Below are 17,706 nucleotides of genomic sequence, written 5' to 3'. Positions count from 1 at the left end.
TTATTCATTTGGCGCGCCGGCGCGCGATCAGGAACGATACCGAGACGAAGAGGATCGAGACCAGCAGCAGGATGGTGGAGATGGCATTGATCTCCGGCGTCATCGGCCGCCTGATCTGGTTCCAGATGTAAAGCGGCAGCGTCGTCTGGCCGGGACCGGCAACGAGCTGCGTGATGGTGAAATCGTCGAAGGACACGATGAAGGCGAGCGCGGCGCCCGACATGATGCCGGGGACGAGCAACGGCAGCGTTATGCGGCGGAACGCATGCCACGGCGTGGCGTAGAGGTCGGCCGCGGCGGCCTCGAGCGTCAGGTCCATGTCCTCGAGCCGCGCCCTGATCGGCATATAGGCGAAGGGAATGCAAAAGACGGTGTGGGCGAGGATCAGATTGCCGATGCCGAAATTCAGCCCGAAGGCCCCGGCGATCAGGGCGAAGAAGGACAAGGTCGCCACCGCCGTGATGATCTCGGGGACCATCAGCGGCAGGTTTATCACCATGAAGGCGGCCGGAAGCCCGCGCCACGGTTTCACCCTTGTCATGCCGATCGCCGCCAGTGTTGCGACGATCGTCGAAATGATGGTCGCGCTCGTCGAGATGATCAGCGTGTTTTGGGCGGCGCGGTGGAATTCATCGTTGAGCAGCGCACTGCCGTACCACCCGAACCCGACACCCTCCCAATGGGTGACGAGCGAACCCGTGTTGAACGAAAAGATCATCAGGATCAGGATCGGCACGTAAAGCACGCACAGGCAAAGGATGGCGATCGAGCGGAAGCCCGGCTGGTCCTTGATGTCGATGGTGCGGGGATCAGCCATGCTGGATCTTCCCCGACGTGTTGCGGACGTAGAAATAGAGCGCGACCAGCACAGCGCCCATCAGGATCAGCGCCTGCGCGCAGCCGAGCGGCCAGTTGCGTCCGGAGCCGAACTGCTGGGCGATGAGGTCGCCGATCATCAAATGGATGCCGCCGCCAAGGATCAGCGGCGTCACATAGGCGCCGAGGGCCGGGATGAAGACCAGCAGGCAGCCGGCGATGATGCCGGGCAGCGACAGCGGAATGATCACCCGCCAGAGGACCTGCCGCCGCGTCGCGTAGAGGTCGTTCGCGGCCTCGACCAGCCTGAAATCCAGCTTCTCCAGGCTGGAATAGAGCGGCAGGATCATGAACGGCAGGAACGAGTAGAGCAGGCCGAGCTGGATGGCGAAGTTGGTGTAGAGCATGGTGATCGGCTTCTCGATCAGGCCAAGGCCCATCAGCGCATTGTTGATGAGGCCCTCGTCGCGGATGATGAACATGATCGCCAGCGTACGCACCAGAAGGTTCGACCAGAACGGAATGGTGATCAAAAGCACCCACCAGTTGCGTTGCGCCGGTGGCCGCGTCGCCATGAAATAGGCGGTCGGAAAGCCAAGCAGCAGGCAGATCACCGTCGTCACCACGGCAAACAGGAACGAGCGCAGGTAGATGATCAGGAAGTCCGGCGTGAACTGCAGCGTGTCGTCGAAAATATCGCGCTGGAACAGGAAGTTCAGATAGGCGTCGGTCGAGAACTTCCACTGCACGCCACCATAGGGCGCGGCCTGGAGAAACGAGTAGACCAGGATGATCAGCAGGGGCAACACGCCGAAAATGCCGATGATGACCAAAGCCGGCAGCGCAAGCAGGCGGTTGCGCCAGCTGGTGGCCTTTTCCGCCTGGGCCTCGAACATCGCAGCGTTTGAAAGGGTGATCGACATCAGTCCCTCAAGATCCGGGCGCCGTCGTCCTCGAACACGATGCCCACCTTGGCACCCGGCGCGAATGCCACCGCGCCGGATCGGCTGTTCTGGTGGCGCACGATGAAGTTGTCACCGCCGTCGAGCTTCACGTGGTAGTGGGTGTCGGTGCCGAAATAGACGACGTTCGCCAAAGTCCCCGCGACCGTGCCCTTGGCTGCATCGGCGACCAGATCCGCATGCTCTGGGCGCACCACGACCGTCACGGCGCCGGAGGGATCGAAACCTTCGGGGAACCCGGCCGCAACCGTTGCGTCGGAGGCAAGCTTTACCGTCGCGACGCCGGATTTCTTCGACACCACGGTGCCCTTGAGGAAGTTGGTCTCGCCGATGAAGTCGGCGACGAAGCGCTCGGCCGGCCGGTCATAGATGTCGCGCGGCGCGCCGACCTGCAGGATCTTGCCCGACGACATCACCGCGATCCGGTCGGACATCGTCAGTGCTTCTTCCTGGTCATGGGTGACGAAGATGAAGGTGATGCCGGTCTCGTGCTGCAGCCGCTTCAGTTCGATCTGCATCTCCTTGCGCAGCTTGTAGTCGAGCGCCGACAGCGGCTCGTCGAGCAACAGCACTTTCGGCTGCGGTGCGAGCGCCCGCGCCAGTGCCACGCGCTGCTGCTGGCCGCCGGAGATCTGGCTGGTGCGGCGGCCGGCAAGCGCCTCCATCTTGACCAGCTTCAGCATCTGGGCGACGCGCGCCTGTATCTCGGCCTTCGGCTTGCCCAGCATTTCCAGGCCGAAACCGATATTCTGCGCCACCGTCATGTGCGGGAACAGGGCATAGGACTGGAACACGGTGTTGACCGGCCGCTTGAACGGCGGCAGCGGCGCGATGTCCTCGCCGTAGAGCAGGATCTCACCTTCGCTCGGAAAGTCGAAGCCGGCGATCAGCCTCAGCAGCGTCGTCTTTCCGCAGCCGGATGGCCCAAGCAGCGTGAAGAACTCATTTTCGCGGATGGAGACGGAGACGGTGTCCAGCGCGGCGACTTGCGCCTCTCCGGTGCCGAACACCTTGCGGACGCCGCGCACCTCGATAGCATTCTTACCCGGTTGTTCCGGCACGATTACCCCATTGAGAAAGCCTGCTCTTGGCGGCAGGTTTTGTTCCGGTTTGATTGTCATCACAAGCCAATCGGCTTGGCAACTGCAGAGCTGGACCTTGATCTAAAAGGCAATTCCCATGCCCGTCACGCTTGATAGGTGATCTTGCCTCCACAGATGGTCGTCACCGGTCGCACCGTATGCAGCGCGTCCGGTGCGGTTGCCTCGATATCGGCCGACAGCACCACGAGATCTGCCATGTAGCCCGGCTTCAGGCGGCCCTTGCGATGTTCCATGAACTCGGAATAGGCCCCTTCCACTGTGTAGCCGGCAATCGATTCCTGCAGCGAGAAGCTCTGGTCCGGCAGGTCCTCTGCCCAAGGTTTGCGCATCACCGCTGCCTGGATGCCCAGGATCGGATCAACCGGCGAAACCGGCCAGTCGGACGCGAACACGACACGCGCACCGGCGTTCTTCAGCGTCCGCCAGGCATAGCTCAGCGGCCATTTTTCGCGGCCGATGCGCGAAAGTGTCGGCTCCAGCGGGAAGTTCATGGCGCCGGGCGGATGCGGCGGCTGCATCGAAGCGATCACGCCAAGTTCGGCAAACCGTGGCACGTCCGAAGGGGTGGTGACCTCGATGTGCTCGACCCGGTGCCGGCTGTCGCGCCTGCCATTCTTCTTCTGCGCTGCCTGATAGCCGTCGAGCACCGCCCGCACCGCGCCGTCGCCGATCGAATGTACCGCGATCTGCAGGCCGCGCCTGTCGGCCTCCACGGCTACTTCCGCGAAATGCTCCGGCGTGAACAGGGGCTCGCCGCGCCAACCCGGCCGGTCGGCATAGTCGTCGACCATCACGGCGGTCCATGAATCGAGCACGCCGTCATAGAAGACCTTGACCATGCCGGACGACAGCCATTCGGATTTGTAGGCCGCCGCCATGCGCGAGGCTTTTTCCAGCATGTCCAGCTTCATGAAATTCTTGAAGTGGAACGGTATCTTGGTGCGGCAAAGCAACCGACCTTCTTCTTCCAAGCCGGCAAGCAGCTCGAGTTGGTAAAGGTTGCCGTCCATGTTCTGGATCGACGTGATGCCGTGCTGGGCGCACCACTGAAGTCCACGGTGCATCAGGTCGCGGTCGGAAACGAGTTCTTCAGCGGATGGATAGGGCTCCGGCTCGCCACCCGTAAGACCGAGCCGCGTGCGGTTCTGCCCGAAGTGTTCCAGGATCGGGCCGAATGCCTCGCCTTCGCGCAACTCGCCGGCGGCAAGCCCGTCCGCACCCATGACGATCTCGTTGCCCGGACCCAATTGCCTGCCGTGCAGGATGCCCGCCTGCTCCAGCGCCTTGGTGTTCGCCCACATCGTATGATGGTCGGAAGCCGACATGGCGAAGGGCCGATCCGGGATGATGCGGTCGAGATGATGGCGGGTGACCGGCTCGGACAGGATGGCGTAGTCCACCCCGGCGCCGAGCAGCAGTCTGGCGTTCGGTCGCGCCGCCGCATAGGGGCGGATCGCGTCGCGCAAGGCATCGAAGCCGTGCACGCCTGCGAGATGAAGATTGTCGAGTTCGGCCGCACCGCCGAAAAGATGCATATGCGCTTCGATGAAGCCGGGCAGGACGGAGCCGCCGCCGGCATCGATGATGCGGGTGCCGGGGCCTTTGTGCGCCAGCACCGTGGCGCGATCTGCGATCGCAATGATGTCGCCGCCCTTGATGGCGATCGCCTCGGCGCGGGGAGTATCGGGATCCATCGTCAATATGCTGGCATTCTCGACGATCAGATCGGCCGATGGCGGCATCATTTTCTCCGTTTGAGCCTAGGCTAGCAGAGAATTGGCGTCTGGCAAGCCGTCTCCTCGCTCACGAAGCAACCTTCCGGAAAGCCCCTTGGCGGCGCGGAAACTCTCTGCCACAAAGGGGTCAGTCAGCGGCATCGGCGCAACTCGAACAGCGAGCCAACACCCAATATGAAGACAGTTTTCTCCCCTCTCCACGCCGGCCATGCCGGGCAGATGGAATTGGTGGCGGCGGCGATCGTGCCGGGTTTCGAGAAGCCTTCGCGAGCGGAATTCATCAGGGCGCGGGTCGAAAGCGAGAAGCTGGGCCCGATCATCGGCCCCGCCGAGCATGATCTTGCCGCCGCCAAGCGAATTCACACGGCAGACTACATCGACTTCCTGCCGACCGTCTGGCCGCAGTGGACGGCCGCCGGCTTCAAGGGCTCGGCCATGGCCTTCACCTGGCCGACGCGCGGCCTGCGCGGCGACGTGCCGCCGCAGCGCATCGATGCCTTGCTGGGCTACTATTCGTTCGACGCCGGCGCCACCTTCGTCGAAGGCACCTGGGCCGCGATCAAGTCATCCTACGACGTCGCGCTGACGGCAGCCGCCCTGGTCAAGGTTGGCGAACGATCCGCCTTCGCGCTCTGCCGCCCGCCCGGCCATCACGCGGGTGCTGCCTTCATGGGTGGCTATTGCTACATCAACAACGCCGCCGTTGCCGCGCAATGGTTCCTCGACCAGGGCGCGAGCCGCGTCTCGATCCTCGATGTCGACTACCACCACGGCAACGGCACGCAGGAAATCTTCTACGACCGCGCCGACGTGCAAGTGATGAACTTGCACGGCGACCCGATGACCGAATATCCGTTCTTCCTCGGCCATGCCGACGAGCGCGGCGCGGGCGATGGTGAAGGCTTCAACCTCAACTACCCGATGCCCTTCGGCACCGGCTGGGACGCCTGGAACGCCTCGCTGGAGGACGCCTGCGCCAAGCTTGCCGCCTATGCGCCCGATATCGTCGTCGTGTCGCTCGGCGTCGACACCTTCGAGAAGGATCCGATCAGCCAGTTCAAGCTGAAAAGCGCCGACTATCCCAAGATCGGCCGCCGCGTCGCCAGGCTCGGCCTGCCGACGCTGTTCGTCATGGAAGGCGGCTATGCCGTCGAGGAGATCGGTATCAACGCCGTCGGCGTGCTGACCGGCTTCGAGGACCGATAAGACACGCGGACGCCGCCGAACCCTCTAGCTGGCAACGCCGGCGTTCGGCGCGCCGGCCGGCCTGCGCGACCGGCCGAGATAGTAGACCGCCGCCGCGGCGATGACGCCCGCCGCCAGGATGCCTGCCGCCAGCAGCGGCCGGTACCAGAACCAGGCGATGGCAATCGTCGTCGTGCCGACCAGGATCGCCAGGAAGAAGGCAATGATGCCGGTGCCCATCCGCGCAATGCTGCCGAGGAACGGAATGACGTCGAGGATGACACCGATCGGGCCAAGCAGCAGGGCGAAGCCGATCGTCAGCAGCAGCAGACCGGCGGCACGCAACAGCCAGGTAATCAAAGTGTTTTCCGAGACCGCGTCGGCGAACATCCTTGCCGCCGGGACGTCGCCGGTATCGACCATCAGCAACTGGTCGCCGGCAACCGTCTGGTAGGGTTCGAACTGGCTGCCGGTCTGGCGGGCGACGATGCTGACCACACCGAGCGGCGCCAGGTCATAGCCGATACGATAGTCGCCCAGCGCCGGCGATGTCGCATCGGAGCCGAGGTAGATCCCGCCGTCGACGATGGCGATGGGCTTTGTCCCGGTATAGGCAGCCTTGATCGCGGCCGCCTGGCTGGACGACAGCGCAAATTCCTTGTCGCCTTCGATGCGATCGAGCACCGGCGTGTCGAGCGTGAAGGCGCCGAGCTTGCCGTCCGGAATCTGGAAGGTCCTGCTGTGGATAGCCATCGGTGGATTCTGATGGCCATCCGGCTTCTTGAAATCCGAAGAGTCGATCTGGCTGTCGTCCCACACCCTGGAATAGCTGTAGGTCGTCACCGTCTCCTCGCCGCCGCCGAGCTTCTTCGTCGTCTCCGACTTCTGCTCTTCCTTCCACTGATACATCTCGACGCTGCGCGACAGGCGCAGCCCTTGCGCCGCAATGCCGAACTCCGCATCGGCGAGGCCGCTGTCTGCCGTCACCGGTCCGGTGACATGCACGAGCTTGCCGTCATTGCCGGCATCGACACTGTCGGCGCTGACCGAGACGACGGCGCCCGATCCCTCGGCCAGCGAGCGGGCCGTCTGCACGGCGCGGCCCTCGTTCCAGAACAGACCGATGACCATCAGCACGATCAAGAGCAGGCCGAAGACCACCCCGCCGACCGCGCGCTTGATCCGCCCGAACCACGAAACGGATGTCACTTCCCGAAATGAATCGCTCATTGTTGCCCCACAAAGTCGCCAGCAATGGACGCCCATCCATTGCCGCTCCTGCGAATCCTACCGGAATCAGGCACGCGCCGATATGGCGGGCCCGCACCGGCCCCTGCTTTTCCCGTCGAAAAATCCGGCAGAAGGCAGCATGAAACGGCCGCCGAGTCGCGATCTGAGTCCATCGGATTCGATTTTGTCAAATCGCGTTTGATGTCGGATTCATCTGCGGGTAGATTAGACCCGAATCAGCCGGTCCTTGGGGGGCGCGGCGACCAACCCAAAGTCTCAAGTACCGGCATCGTCCGGCACCAGACGCGGACGGCTTCGCGTTCCCTGAATGGATTCGGCCTGGTTGGGCGCTGACCGCGCCCAGAGTGTGTCTTCGTCAAAGTGATGCGTATTCGGGTTCGGCCGCTGGCAAAGCCAGCACCGGGCACATGGATCGATTCCGGCCAAAGCATAAAAATGGGCAGTCCCGCCGCGCTTCTCCAATCCGAAACATCGCGCCTGACGTCTCGCGGCGATCTCACCAGCTTTTTCATGCAGCTTGCCGCCGAGATCGGCGCCGACAGCTACATGCTGGTCGCCATCGTCCACGACCAGGACCGCAACGACGCACGCATCGTCTCCTCAAACTGGATTTTCGACGCCATCGAGCTCATCGGCAAACGGCTGATTGGCGGCCTCGCCCAGGGCCCGCTGACGGCCGCACCCGGCAACCGCCCGAGACCGCTGGTGGCCGCCCAGGCGCCCGACGCCGGCGCCCTGCTGAGCGGTGAGGAGGCCCGCCTGCTCGACGTGCTCGGCCATGCCGAGATCTATTCGCTCAGGCTGAACGTCGGCCGCCAGCGCCTGTTCGCGCTGTTTTCGGCCGCCGAGCCGGGCAAGATCGACCAGCCGGCGCTGATGAAGGCCCAGCTGAAATGCTGCTACGCACTCTCCACCATCCCGCAGCTGATCGCCGCCGCCGCCATGCAGGATCCGCTGTCCGATCGTGAGCGTGAATGCCTGTTCTGGGTGTCCGAGGGCAAGACGACGGATGAGGTCGCGCTCATCCTTGGCGTCTCGTCGAACACCGTCAACAGCTACATCACCCATGCCATTCAGAAATTCGCGGCCAGCAACCGCGCGATGGCCATCGCGACGGCGATCAGGAGCGGCATCATTTGAAACACGCACTTGTCAAGGAAGCGGCCGAAGCCCTTTTCAACGAGCAGCGCAACCCGTTCGGCGCCTTCTCGCTCGGTTCCGAAACCCATCACGCCGTCACCATCCCGGATGCCGTGCGCCGCTGCCGCTGGATCGCCGTCGACATCAACGCCTCGGCCTTCGGCCTGTTCTTCGTCAGTCCTTCGGCCGAGCGGGCACGCCTCGTCCCCTGTTTCGATTCCGACTATCCCAGCACGGCGGTGGCGACGAAGTTCATCTCCGGCGCCAATGGCGAGGACATGGTGCGCCACACCCGCATTTCGACGGCGCCGCGCTGGTGGGCCGACGACGGTATCGCCAGCTCGCAAGAAGCCTTCAAGGATCTTGCCTGGTCGGAACGGACAGCACCTTTGGCGCCAGGCACCAATGGCATTGCCTTCCCCGTCCATGCCGATCGTGGCCAGTGTGGGCTGGTCGTGTTCCTCGGGTCGGAAATCGCCTTGCTGCAAGACACGCTCTACGAAATCCATGCGCGCAGCTTCACGCTGTTTGCCGCGGTCGCCCGCATGCGCCCGAGCGACGCCGGCAGGATGCGGGCGATCTCCAAGCGCGAACTCGAATGCCTGAAGCTGACCGCCAACGGCAACACCAGCGAGGAGATCGCAAAGCTCTTGAAGTTGTCGGTGCACACCGCCAACCAGTACCTGACCCAGTCGACGCAGAAGCTCAACGCCGTCAACCGCAACCAGGCGGTGGCCAAGGCGCTGCGGCTGGGGCTGATCGAATAGGTTTGGGAATTTGCCCTCGGAAATGACCGAGGGCGGTCGACGGTTCGGCGGCAAGAACATCCTTAAACGCGCGGGCGCACGAAGCGACCCAACACGATGTACTCCCGACCAACAATTGCCTGATCTCAGAAGGCGAGCGGCTCGGTCCTGCGGATGCGCGCCTGGTCGATCACGGCCTCCAGCAAGGAGGTGTTGTGCTCGGGGTTTTCGCCGGGCTTTTCGAACGACACGTAGTTGACCGCCACCGACGATTTGTCTTCGCTCAGCGTCAGCTGGAAATAGACGGTGACGCCGGGCGGCCTGAGCTCCAGATCGAGCACGATGCGCGGACTGCCGCTCCAGTCGACATGCGCCTCGCCGCCATGGCCAAGCCTGAGCGTGCCGGCCATGAAGAAAAGCTCGGCGGCCGAATCCACCAGGTCCGACAGGCAGGCGAAATGTTCCAGCCGGATGAAGGCGATGTAGTCGGCGACATCGATCAGCCTGAGTTCGGCGATCACCTGCTCGATGGCGCTGGCGACGATGATCTCGCGGGATTTTGCGTAAGGTTGCCGGTTCATGAGGTCAGTCTGCGCTCTGCCTTTTTCGAGTAGACGATCCGCACCAGTTCGGCGACGGCCTGATAGAATTGCGACGGGATCACGCTATCAACCGAAACTTGCTTGTACATGGAGCGGGCAAGCGCCACGTCCTCGAAGATCGGGATATTGTTCTCCCTGGCGATCTCGCGGATCTTGAGCGCCACAAGGTCTTGGCCCTTGGCCAGCACCAACGGCGCCGCATCCTCGTCGCGAACATATTTCAGCGCGATCGAGAAGTGGGTCGGATTGGCAATGATCAGCGTGGCGCGCGGCACCGCCGTCATCATCCGCTTGCGGGCGCGGTCGCGAGCCAGCGATCTGAGCCGCGACTTGACGATCGGATCGCCTTCCGCCTGCTTCATCTCGTCCTTGACCTCCTGCTTGCTCATGCGCAGGTCGCGCCGCCAATGGAAGCGTGACCAGACCAGGTCGACCGTCGCGATCAATCCCATGACGAAGACGATCGCCACCAGGATGTCGATGACGATGCCCCTGATGACGAGACCGAACGCGACCGGGTTGGTGATCATCCCGGCGAGCAGCTTGCGATGGTCCTCCGACAGTGTGAAGAAGAGCACGACGACGGCAAAGCCGAGCTTGCCCAGCGATTTCAGGAACTCGACGAAGCCCTGGGCGCCGAACAACCGGCTCCAACCCTTGGTGATCGAAATGCGCGACAGTTGCGGCCTGACCCGCTCGCCGACGAATTGCGGCATGTTCTGGAACACCGAGGCGCCGACGCCGGCCACCACCAGCAGCACCAGCAGGCTGACGACGGCGCGGCCTATCTCGAACATGACGGTCTTGTAGAGCGCGATGACATCGGTCTCGGTGTCCATCGGCCAGGCTTCCGGCTTCTCCAGGAACATCGATAGGAACATGCCGAGATCGACGATGGCGTCCTTGGCGTAGAAGACGGTGAACACCAGTATGGCGACGAAGGACGTGAAGAGGGCGATTTCGCGCGAATGGGGCAGCTTGCCCTGTTCGACCGTGTCGCGGATCTTCTTTTCTGTGGCTTCCTCGGTTTTCGAGTCCTTGTCGACCGCCTCAGCCATCTTGGACTAGCCGGCCCGTTGCCATCAGGCTGCAGCGTTCTGCGTCGAGGGCAGTTCGAAAGCCCCCTCGCGCGACAGACGGATCGTCGCCACCGCAATCGTCTTGCGGGCAGTCATGATGTCGGCAAGGGCGATGCCTTCCGAGCCCTGCCCGAGTTCGGATTCGATCATGCGCCGCGAGCGTGCGCCGATCGCCGACAGCACCGATTCGGTCAGCGCCGGCGGCGCGCCGCGCAGCGCCAGCGTGACCAGTTCTGTCGACAGCCCGTCGAACAGAAGCACGCGTGCCTTCTGGGTGAGCAACGGCAGGTCGTCGAAGGCGAACAGCCGCGACCTGACGCCGTCGAGGTCGGGTGTGCCGGCCTCCTCCAGATCCTGCATGACCTCTTCGAGCTGCGGCTTGTCCATTTCGTTGAGCACGCTGGCGACCCGCGCCTGCCCGGCCGAAATGTCCTTGGTCGCGGCTTGCGACAGCAAGCTCGAGCGCAACTGGCTTTCGACGATCTTCGCGGCCGCGTCCGGAATGGTCGCCATCGTCACCATGCGCTTGATGATCTCGCCGCGCATCGGCTTTGCCATGGTCAACAGCACGTTCGCCGCCGCTTGCGGGGCAAGCTTCGACAGCACCATCGCCGCGGTCTGCGCGTGCTCGCTGGCGAGGAAGATCCCGAGCCGCGCCGGCTCGAGCTTCTCCAGATCGGGCCAGATCGGCTGCGGCCGTTCCGGCGCCACCTCGAATTTCTTGTCGCCCATTATGGCGCTCATTTCTTCCGGCGACAGCGATTCATTGAGGATGGTGTCCATCCTGTCGGCGGAATCGAGTAGCCCCGCGCCTTCGGTGAACTCGGCCTCGAATTCGGCGACGATGCGTTCGAGGTCGCCCTGCGGAATCGTGCGCAGCAGCCGCGCCCCCTCGATTAGCGCCTTCAATTCCTCCTGCTTGAAGAATTTCAGCAGCCGGCTGGCCGAGGGCTTGCCCATTGCCACCAGTATGGCGGCGGCCTTCTGCGGGCGCGTCAGCGTGGTAAGCGTCGTCATGCTGTCTGTCCCTGCGGCACGCCGGTTGTCCTATGCGCTCTTCGTGGCCGCGGTGATTTCGGTCAGCCTGATGCCGAAGCGCGACGGGTCGCTTTCGAGCACCGTGATCTCGCCGCGCGCGATCTTGCGGCCGTTGACCACCACGTCGACCGGTTCGCCGATGCGCCGGTTGAGCGCCACTGTCGAGCCTTTCTGCAGCGCCATCAGCTCGGACACCGGCATTTCGGTGCTGCCAAGGATGATCTGCACATCGACCGGGATGCTCATGATGACGTTCGAATTGGCGCCCGACGCCGCGCGGAACGCAACGTCCGGGCGCTTCTCCTCTTCCTGGAGAACGCCGCGCAGTTCCTCGATGGCACGGTCGAGTTGCTCGTCCGGCTGGTCGAGTTCGGCTTCCACCTTGGTCTTGGCCATTGATCGTCTCCCAAAAAACTCGAGCCTGCCGGCGTCAGCCCGGCATCAGCTCATCGATGAAGTCCTGCCCGGCATCGTAGGGATGGCGGACGCGGACGGTGTAATTCTGGCCGAGCTTGCCGAACTCGCAAACGAACAGCGTCTTGTCGCGCGCGCTGAGCCGCGCCTGCGATTGCGCGGTCTCCTCGAATTCGATGATCTGCCCCACCTCGAAGCCGGCGAGGTCGCCAAGCGTCAGCCGCGCGAGCGGCATGGTCGCTTCCAGCGTCACTGTCGAGCGCATCACCTCTTCCGAGAAACGCGCCCGCCAGTCGGACCCCGTCGTCTGGTCGTCATTGGCACCGGCCGCACCGCCACGGGTCCCAAGCAGGATGCGTTGCGGGATCATCACCGTGATCGTGCCGCTATCGGTCGGCGTCGAGATGCCGAAGACCATGCGAACCGCCGCTCCGTCGCGCAGCACGCGCCGCTTGGCTTCCAGCCCGGACATTGCGCGCTGTACCGGCAGCCGCAGGTCGAGCGAGCGCTTGCCCGATCCGTTCAAGGCCTGCGCCACTTCCTGGAACACCGTCGTCGCCACATCGGTCTCGATCTGCGACAACTCACGCTCGATCGGCGAAACCGGCTGGTCCGGATCACCCCCGAACAGCGCGCAGACCATCACCGCGATGGCAGGCGCGTCGATCACCAGCGTCATGGCGTCGGAGGACGTCGGCGAGGTAACGATGGTCATGGCGAATGTATCGCCGGCATACGCGCGCGCATCGGCAACGCGGCTTACCTCGACCGCGCGCAGGTCGACGGCGACTTGAGCGCCTAGCTCGCCGGTAAGGCTTTTCTGCAGCAGCGGCACGGCGCGCTCGGCCATCCCGCGCCCGGCGCCGATGACTTGGGCGGCCTCGCCGCTGTCGCCGACCAGACGCTCGATGATCAGGGAACGGGTCTCGGACGGACTGCCTGGACTGGTCATGACGGCGAACGGCCTCTGTCGCTGCGCATGCTCAGGCCGCTTTCTTCTCGGCCGTGCCGGTGTTCATCGTGCTCTGCTCGACGGCGTCGATCGTCGGCCGCTCGTAGGACGAGATGGTCTTGCGTCCGAACTCGATCGCGACCTGCGGCAGGGCGCCGTTCATATAGGCCAGCAAGGTCTGCTTGACGATGATGTAGAGCCGGTTCCGCTTCTCGCGCACGGTCTTGATCTTGGTGGCGACCGGCCCGACCAGGGCATAGGACAGGAAGATGCCGAGGAAGGTTCCGACAAGCGCCGCGCCGATCAGGCCGCCGAGGATTTCCGGCGACTGGTCGAGCGCGCCCATCGCCTTGACCACGCCGAGCACGGCGGCCACGATGCCAAGCGCAGGCAGGCCGTCACCCACCGCCACCAGGGCATGATAGGCCTTCATCTTGTCGGCCTTGATGGTATGGATCTCCTCGTCCATCAGCGCCTCGATCTCATGCGAGCGCGCATTGCCGATGATGATGATGCGGCAGTAGTCGCAAATGAAATGCGTCAGGTCATGGTTGTGCAGCACCGTCGGGAATGCCTGGAAGATCGCGGATTCCTCCGGATTGTCGATATGCGCCTCGACCTCGCTGCGTGACTTGGACCGTAGCTCGCGCATCAGGCTGTGCAGTACGCCGAGCGTTTCGAGATAGTCCCGCTCCTTCGGCACCGCCTGCTTGAAGGCTTCGATAATGCCTTTGCCGGTATCCTTGACGGTCTTCATCGGGTTGGCCACGAGGAAGGTGCCAAGTGCCGCACCGCCGATGATCACCGCTTCCCATGGCTGCATCAGCACGTGAAGATGGCCGCCCATGGCCATGAAGCCGCCGAGAACGCAGCCGAGCGTCACCACCAGTCCAATCAGAATGCCCACGCAAGATCCTTCCGCATGTCGCTTCAGGATCAACGGATAATCCCCGTGCCTTGTGTGAGGCTTGAATCCCTAATGTTGCGAAGTACGAGTGTCGCGAGACCTGTCCCGACACCGATTCAGCTTCGCGCAAGGAAGTGAGGCTATTGTCCTGACATAGCTTCGGCCGGAGGCGCAGCGTGTTGAACACTTATACGAGCTACCAGCTCATCACCAAGGACATCACCAAGTCACTCGACCAGGTCGAGGCACAGCCTGTCGTGAAGCGCGACACCGACTATTATCTGGCCAACATCGCCAACGTCAAAACCATCGACGATTTCGTCAAGGATACCCGCCTGTTCACCTATGCCATGAAGGCATACGGCCTGGGCGACATGGCCTACGCCAAGGCCTTCATGGTCAAGGCGCTGGAGGGAGGCGTCTCGGACGAGGACAGCTTCGCCAACAAGCTGACCGACAAGCGCTACGCCGAATTCGTCAAGGCGTTCAATTTCGTCGCCTATGGCGAGACCGCCACGCTGTTCCCCGCCGCCCAGCAGGGCACGGTCGACAAATACATGCGCCAGACGCTGGAGGAAAATGCCGGCGAGACCAATGAAGGCGTGCGGCTGGCACTGTACTTCGACCGCAAGGCGTCCAGCATCACCAACTGGTACGACGTGCTTGCCGATACCGCGCTCGCCAGCGTGGTCCGCACAGCGCTTGGCCTGCCCGATTCCTTCGCCTCCGCCGACATCGACAAACAGGCGCAGGCGTTCGAGCAGAAGCTCGACATCGCAGATTTCACCGATCCCGAAAAACTGAGCAAGTTCCTCACCCGCTTCACCAGCATGTGGGAGATCAACAACCCGACCTCGACGGCGCAGACATCGGTCAGCGTGCTCTTTGCCCAGCCGACCACGGTCGGCATATCGACCGATCTGATGATGGCCATGCAGAAACTGAGGTTCTGAGAACACCATGCAGGACAGCCTCTATGTAGCCCTATCGTCGCAGATCGCGCTCGAGCGCCGCCTCGACACCATCGCCGACAACGTCGCCAACGCCTCGACGATCGGCTTTCGCGCCACCGGCGTGAAATTCGAGGACGTCGTCTCCGGCACTGGGCCGAAGTCCGTCTCTTTCGCCTCTTCCGGCAACACCTATCTTTCCAATGCGCACGGCTCGATGACTGAGACCGGCAACCCTTTTGACTTTGCCATCCAGGGCGACGCCTGGTTCGCCATCGAGACGCCCGTCGGCACGGTGATGACGCGCGACGGCCGCTTCTCGATGAACGATGCCGGCCAACTGATGTCGATCGAGGGCCATCCGGTGCTCGACAGCGGTGGCGCGCCGATCCAGCTCGACCCGCGCAATGGCCCACCCAAGGCCGGTGCCGACGGCTCGCTGCGCCAGGGCGATCAGCTCGTCGGCGCCATCGGTCTCTACGATTTCGACCCCGGACAGAACTTTGTCCGCTACGGCAATTCGGGCATCGTTCCGGCGCGCACGCCGGAGCCGGTCACAGACCGATCCGATGTTGGTGTCGCGCAAGGGTTCCTCGAGGAATCCAACGTCAATCCGGTGCTGGAAATGACCCGACTGATCATGGTCCAGCGCGCCTTCGAGAACACCGCGGCGCTGATACGCCAGGCCGATGCGACCACCGACGACGCGATCAAGACGCTCGGCTCCAAGTAGCGGCATGTCGACCGGCCTTCCCTCGATACGCGCCCTCGAAAAGCAGCCCGACGCCGCGCCGCAGGACCGGCTGGCGGCGCTGGAGCATATCTGGCGCCGGTTCGATGACCCGGATGCGTTGTTGCGACGCGGCGGCCGCGTCGCCGAAATCTCGCCGACCCACTACAAGGTGCGCGGCCTGTCGGGCATCGCCAGGCTGGGCGACATCGTCGAGCAGCGCGGCCATGCCGGCACGCGCCGTGGCGAGATCGTCAAGATCGGTCGCGACGAGGTCGTCGTGGCGCCTTTCGAACGCAGCGCCGATGCCGGCATCGGCGACGCCGTGTTCCGGCGCGGCCCGCTGACGGTGACGCCGCACGCCTCGTGGCGCGGACGTGCCATCGACGCGCTGACCCGCGTCATCGACGGCGGTCCACCGCTGGTGAGATCGGGCATCGCCGTGGGTGAAGGCACGACGACACCGGGCGCCATGGCCAGGCAGCGCGTCGGCACCGCTTTCATGACCGGCGTGCGGGTCATCGACATCTTCACCCCGCTCTGCTTCGGCCAGCGCCTCGGCGTCTTTGCCGGTTCGGGCGTCGGCAAGTCGACGCTGCTGGCCATGCTCGCCGGCGCCAATGCCTTCGATTCGGTCGTCGTGGCGCTCATCGGCGAACGCGGCCGTGAGGTTCGCGAATTCCTCGAGGACACGATCGGCGCCGAAAGCATGGCCAAGACCGTGGCCGTCGTCGCCACCAGCGACGAGAGCGCGATGATGCGCCGGCGGGCGCCCGACACCGCCATGCGCGTCGCCGAGCATTTTCGCGACCAGGGCCACCGCGTGCTTCTGGTGTTGGATTCGATCACCCGCTTCGCCCATGCGTTGCGCGAGGTGGCGACGGGGACCGGCGAGCCGCCGGTCGCGCGCGGCTACCCGGCCTCGGTTTTCACCGATCTGCCCAAATTGCTCGAGCGGGCAGGGCCCGGCGCCGAGGGCCCAGGGGTCAAAGGTAAGGGGTCGATCACCGCCATCATTTCGGTGCTGGTCGACGGCGACGACCACAACGACCCGGTCGCCGATTCGGTGCGCGGCATCCTCGACGGCCATGTCGTGCTCGACCGCGCGATCGCCGAGCAGGGCCGCTATCCGCCGGTCAATCCGCTGTCGTCGATCTCGCGCCTGGCCGACAAGGCATGGAGCCCCGAGCAGCGCATGCTGGTGACCCGGCTGAAGTCGATGATCTCGCGCTTCGAGGACACGCGCGACATCCGTCTGCTCGGCGCCTATCAGGGTGGCGCCGATGCCGAACTCGACATCGCCGTGCGCCAGGTGCCGCTGATCTACGAGGCGCTGACGCAATCGCCGAGGGACCGCGCGTCGGCGGATCCGTTCGCCGACCTCGCCCGCCATCTGAAGGGGAAGCAGAATGGCGACACCGGAGACTGAGCTCCAGCAGACCGAGCGCATCCTGCGCGAAATGATCGCCGAGGCGAAGGCCGCCGAGGCGGTGGAAACCAGCCGCGACTCGCTCATCGACGGGCTGTTTCCGCGCACCGAATGGCCACAGCCACCAAGGGTGGAATTTCCAAGACTGGGAAAGAAGCCCAACCGGCGCAGCGATTTCGTCGTCGCAGCCCTTGGCATCACGCTCGGCCTGATCTGCGCGCTGTTTCCCTGGTACATCTTCTTCAACCAGGAACAGTTCGGCGTGCAGGCGATCAAGTTCGGTGGCAGCGGCGCCAATGTGGGCCGTGTGAGCGGCGGCTCGCAGCTGGAAAATCGAGGTGCGCCGCTGACGGCCAAGGATGTCCCCCCCGATGTCGACCTGTTCGCCACCGGCACATTGCCTGATCGGCCCGAGGATCCCGACCAGGCGCCGGGTCTCGACCGGCAGCCCTTCCCGGCCGACGCGGCGAAATTCCGCATGGTGCACGTCGCCAACGGTCGCGCCATGATCGAGGACGATGCCGGCCTGTGGATCGTCCAGCGCGGCTCGATGCTGCCGGATTCCAGCCGCGTCGCGTCGATCGAGCAGCGCGGCGGCAAATGGGTCATGGTCACCAGCACCGACCAGGTGATCGAACTCTCCAAATAGCCGCGGCAAGGCAGCGC

At 64.0% G+C, this 17,706-nt stretch carries 18 protein-coding genes; 7 read left to right on the top strand and 11 right to left on the bottom strand.

Annotation, left to right across the window (positions count from 1 at the left end; genetic code table 11):
- Positions 1-4: 4 nt before the first annotated feature.
- From AC1RUK_RS02580 to AC1RUK_RS02565, 4 genes are all read right to left on the bottom strand, one after another.
- Complete coding sequence (locus AC1RUK_RS02580) at positions 5-817, bottom strand: ABC transporter permease (RefSeq protein WP_481836890.1); 813 nt, start codon at positions 815-817, stop codon at positions 5-7.
- Entirely contained in the window at positions 810-1,739 is a 930-nt protein-coding gene (locus tag AC1RUK_RS02575; protein ID WP_481836891.1) for an ABC transporter permease, read from the bottom strand. Before AC1RUK_RS02575 ends, AC1RUK_RS02580 begins: the two co-directional genes overlap by 8 nt.
- Complete coding sequence (locus AC1RUK_RS02570) at positions 1,739-2,839, bottom strand: ABC transporter ATP-binding protein (RefSeq protein ID WP_481839600.1); 1,101 nt, start codon at positions 2,837-2,839, stop codon at positions 1,739-1,741. Before AC1RUK_RS02570 ends, AC1RUK_RS02575 begins: the two co-directional genes overlap by 1 nt.
- 125 nt (positions 2,840-2,964) lie before the next feature.
- Positions 2,965-4,623: an amidohydrolase gene (locus tag AC1RUK_RS02565; RefSeq protein ID WP_481840325.1), complete on the bottom strand. Its 1,659-nt coding sequence runs from the start codon at positions 4,621-4,623 to the stop codon at positions 2,965-2,967.
- 168 nt (positions 4,624-4,791) lie between these two features.
- On the opposite strand from AC1RUK_RS02565, the gene AC1RUK_RS02560 reads away from it, so the two are divergent.
- Positions 4,792-5,823, top strand: a complete 1,032-nt coding sequence (locus AC1RUK_RS02560; RefSeq protein WP_481836892.1) for a histone deacetylase family protein — start codon at positions 4,792-4,794, stop codon at positions 5,821-5,823.
- Between the two features lie 24 nt (positions 5,824-5,847).
- Here the strand turns inward: AC1RUK_RS02560 and AC1RUK_RS02555 are convergent, their stop codons facing one another.
- The gene (locus tag AC1RUK_RS02555; RefSeq protein ID WP_481836893.1) at positions 5,848-7,032 is read right to left on the bottom strand and encodes a TMEM43 family protein; all 1,185 of its coding nucleotides are present in this window, start codon (positions 7,030-7,032) and stop codon (positions 5,848-5,850) included.
- 456 nt (positions 7,033-7,488) lie between these two features.
- Between AC1RUK_RS02555 and AC1RUK_RS02550 the strand changes: the two genes are divergently transcribed.
- Both AC1RUK_RS02550 and AC1RUK_RS02545 read left to right on the top strand, forming a co-directional pair.
- Entirely contained in the window at positions 7,489-8,193 is a 705-nt protein-coding gene (locus AC1RUK_RS02550) for a helix-turn-helix transcriptional regulator (RefSeq protein ID WP_481836894.1), read from the top strand.
- Entirely contained in the window at positions 8,190-8,960 is a 771-nt protein-coding gene (locus AC1RUK_RS02545; RefSeq protein WP_481836895.1) for a helix-turn-helix transcriptional regulator, read from the top strand. The genes AC1RUK_RS02550 and AC1RUK_RS02545 overlap by 4 nt, the downstream gene beginning before the upstream one ends.
- 125 nt (positions 8,961-9,085) lie before the next feature.
- Here the strand turns inward: AC1RUK_RS02545 and AC1RUK_RS02540 are convergent, their stop codons facing one another.
- The 6 genes from AC1RUK_RS02540 to motA are packed head-to-tail and all read right to left on the bottom strand — an operon-like array spanning position 9,086 to position 13,931.
- A complete protein-coding gene (locus AC1RUK_RS02540; protein WP_481836896.1) occupies positions 9,086-9,520 on the bottom strand; it encodes a BspJ family T4SS effector nucleomodulin in 435 nt (144 codons plus the stop codon).
- Positions 9,517-10,599, bottom strand: coding sequence for a flagellar biosynthesis protein FlhB (flhB, locus tag AC1RUK_RS02535; RefSeq protein ID WP_481836897.1), 1,083 nt, complete (start codon positions 10,597-10,599; stop codon positions 9,517-9,519). Before flhB ends, AC1RUK_RS02540 begins: the two co-directional genes overlap by 4 nt.
- A gap of 24 nt (positions 10,600-10,623) precedes the next feature.
- Positions 10,624-11,637 (bottom strand): flagellar motor switch protein FliG, encoded by a 1,014-nt coding sequence (locus AC1RUK_RS02530; RefSeq protein WP_481836898.1) that lies wholly within the window; start codon positions 11,635-11,637, stop codon positions 10,624-10,626.
- Between the two features lie 30 nt (positions 11,638-11,667).
- Complete coding sequence (gene fliN / locus AC1RUK_RS02525) at positions 11,668-12,054, bottom strand: flagellar motor switch protein FliN (protein ID WP_481836899.1); 387 nt, start codon at positions 12,052-12,054, stop codon at positions 11,668-11,670.
- Between the two features lie 34 nt (positions 12,055-12,088).
- Positions 12,089-13,024: a FliM/FliN family flagellar motor switch protein gene (locus AC1RUK_RS02520; protein WP_481836900.1), complete on the bottom strand. Its 936-nt coding sequence runs from the start codon at positions 13,022-13,024 to the stop codon at positions 12,089-12,091.
- 31 nt (positions 13,025-13,055) lie between these two features.
- Positions 13,056-13,931 carry a flagellar motor stator protein MotA gene (motA, locus tag AC1RUK_RS02515; protein WP_436173290.1) on the bottom strand — a complete coding sequence of 292 codons (876 nt, stop codon included), beginning with the start codon at positions 13,929-13,931 and terminating at the stop codon, positions 13,056-13,058.
- 176 nt (positions 13,932-14,107) lie between these two features.
- Between motA and AC1RUK_RS02510 the strand changes: the two genes are divergently transcribed.
- Genes AC1RUK_RS02510 through AC1RUK_RS02495 form a run of 4 tightly spaced genes read left to right on the top strand, consistent with a single transcriptional unit; the run spans position 14,108 to position 17,689 of the window.
- A complete protein-coding gene (locus AC1RUK_RS02510; RefSeq protein WP_436173291.1) occupies positions 14,108-14,884 on the top strand; it encodes a DUF1217 domain-containing protein in 777 nt (258 codons plus the stop codon).
- A 7-nt stretch (positions 14,885-14,891) separates the two neighbouring features.
- Entirely contained in the window at positions 14,892-15,614 is a 723-nt protein-coding gene (gene flgF / locus AC1RUK_RS02505; RefSeq protein ID WP_481836901.1) for a flagellar basal-body rod protein FlgF, read from the top strand.
- Between the two features lie 4 nt (positions 15,615-15,618).
- Positions 15,619-17,040, top strand: coding sequence for a flagellar protein export ATPase FliI (gene fliI / locus AC1RUK_RS02500; RefSeq protein WP_481836902.1), 1,422 nt, complete (start codon positions 15,619-15,621; stop codon positions 17,038-17,040).
- On the top strand, positions 17,021-17,689 hold the full coding sequence (locus AC1RUK_RS02495) for a hypothetical protein (RefSeq protein WP_481836903.1): 669 nt from the start codon (positions 17,021-17,023) through the stop codon (positions 17,687-17,689). Before fliI ends, AC1RUK_RS02495 begins: the two co-directional genes overlap by 20 nt.
- Positions 17,690-17,706: the final 17 nt, after the last annotated feature.

This window comes from Mesorhizobium monacense (assembly GCF_056781675.1).
This window is presented reverse-complemented; position numbering and strand designations above follow the sequence as displayed.

What these genes read in the sequence shown, in the direction of transcription:
- AC1RUK_RS02580 (WP_481836890.1), bottom strand. Translation starts at nt 817, where the DNA reads ATGGCTGATCCCCGCACCATCGACATCAAGGACCAGCCGGGCTTCCGC.
- AC1RUK_RS02575 (WP_481836891.1), bottom strand. Translation starts at nt 1,739, where the DNA reads ATGTCGATCACCCTTTCAAACGCTGCGATGTTCGAGGCCCAGGCGGAA.
- AC1RUK_RS02565 (WP_481840325.1), bottom strand. Translation starts at nt 4,623, where the DNA reads ATGCCGCCATCGGCCGATCTGATCGTCGAGAATGCCAGCATATTGACG.
- AC1RUK_RS02560 (WP_481836892.1), top strand. Translation starts at nt 4,792, where the DNA reads ATGAAGACAGTTTTCTCCCCTCTCCACGCCGGCCATGCCGGGCAGATG.
- AC1RUK_RS02555 (WP_481836893.1), bottom strand. Translation starts at nt 7,032, where the DNA reads ATGAGCGATTCATTTCGGGAAGTGACATCCGTTTCGTGGTTCGGGCGG.
- AC1RUK_RS02550 (WP_481836894.1), top strand. Translation starts at nt 7,489, where the DNA reads ATGGGCAGTCCCGCCGCGCTTCTCCAATCCGAAACATCGCGCCTGACG.
- AC1RUK_RS02540 (WP_481836896.1), bottom strand. Translation starts at nt 9,520, where the DNA reads ATGAACCGGCAACCTTACGCAAAATCCCGCGAGATCATCGTCGCCAGC.
- flhB (WP_481836897.1), bottom strand. Translation starts at nt 10,599, where the DNA reads ATGGCTGAGGCGGTCGACAAGGACTCGAAAACCGAGGAAGCCACAGAA.
- AC1RUK_RS02530 (WP_481836898.1), bottom strand. Translation starts at nt 11,637, where the DNA reads ATGACGACGCTTACCACGCTGACGCGCCCGCAGAAGGCCGCCGCCATA.
- fliN (WP_481836899.1), bottom strand. Translation starts at nt 12,054, where the DNA reads ATGGCCAAGACCAAGGTGGAAGCCGAACTCGACCAGCCGGACGAGCAA.
- AC1RUK_RS02520 (WP_481836900.1), bottom strand. Translation starts at nt 13,024, where the DNA reads ATGACCAGTCCAGGCAGTCCGTCCGAGACCCGTTCCCTGATCATCGAG.
- flgF (WP_481836901.1), top strand. Translation starts at nt 14,892, where the DNA reads ATGCAGGACAGCCTCTATGTAGCCCTATCGTCGCAGATCGCGCTCGAG.
- fliI (WP_481836902.1), top strand. Translation starts at nt 15,619, where the DNA reads ATGTCGACCGGCCTTCCCTCGATACGCGCCCTCGAAAAGCAGCCCGAC.
- AC1RUK_RS02495 (WP_481836903.1), top strand. Translation starts at nt 17,021, where the DNA reads ATGGCGACACCGGAGACTGAGCTCCAGCAGACCGAGCGCATCCTGCGC.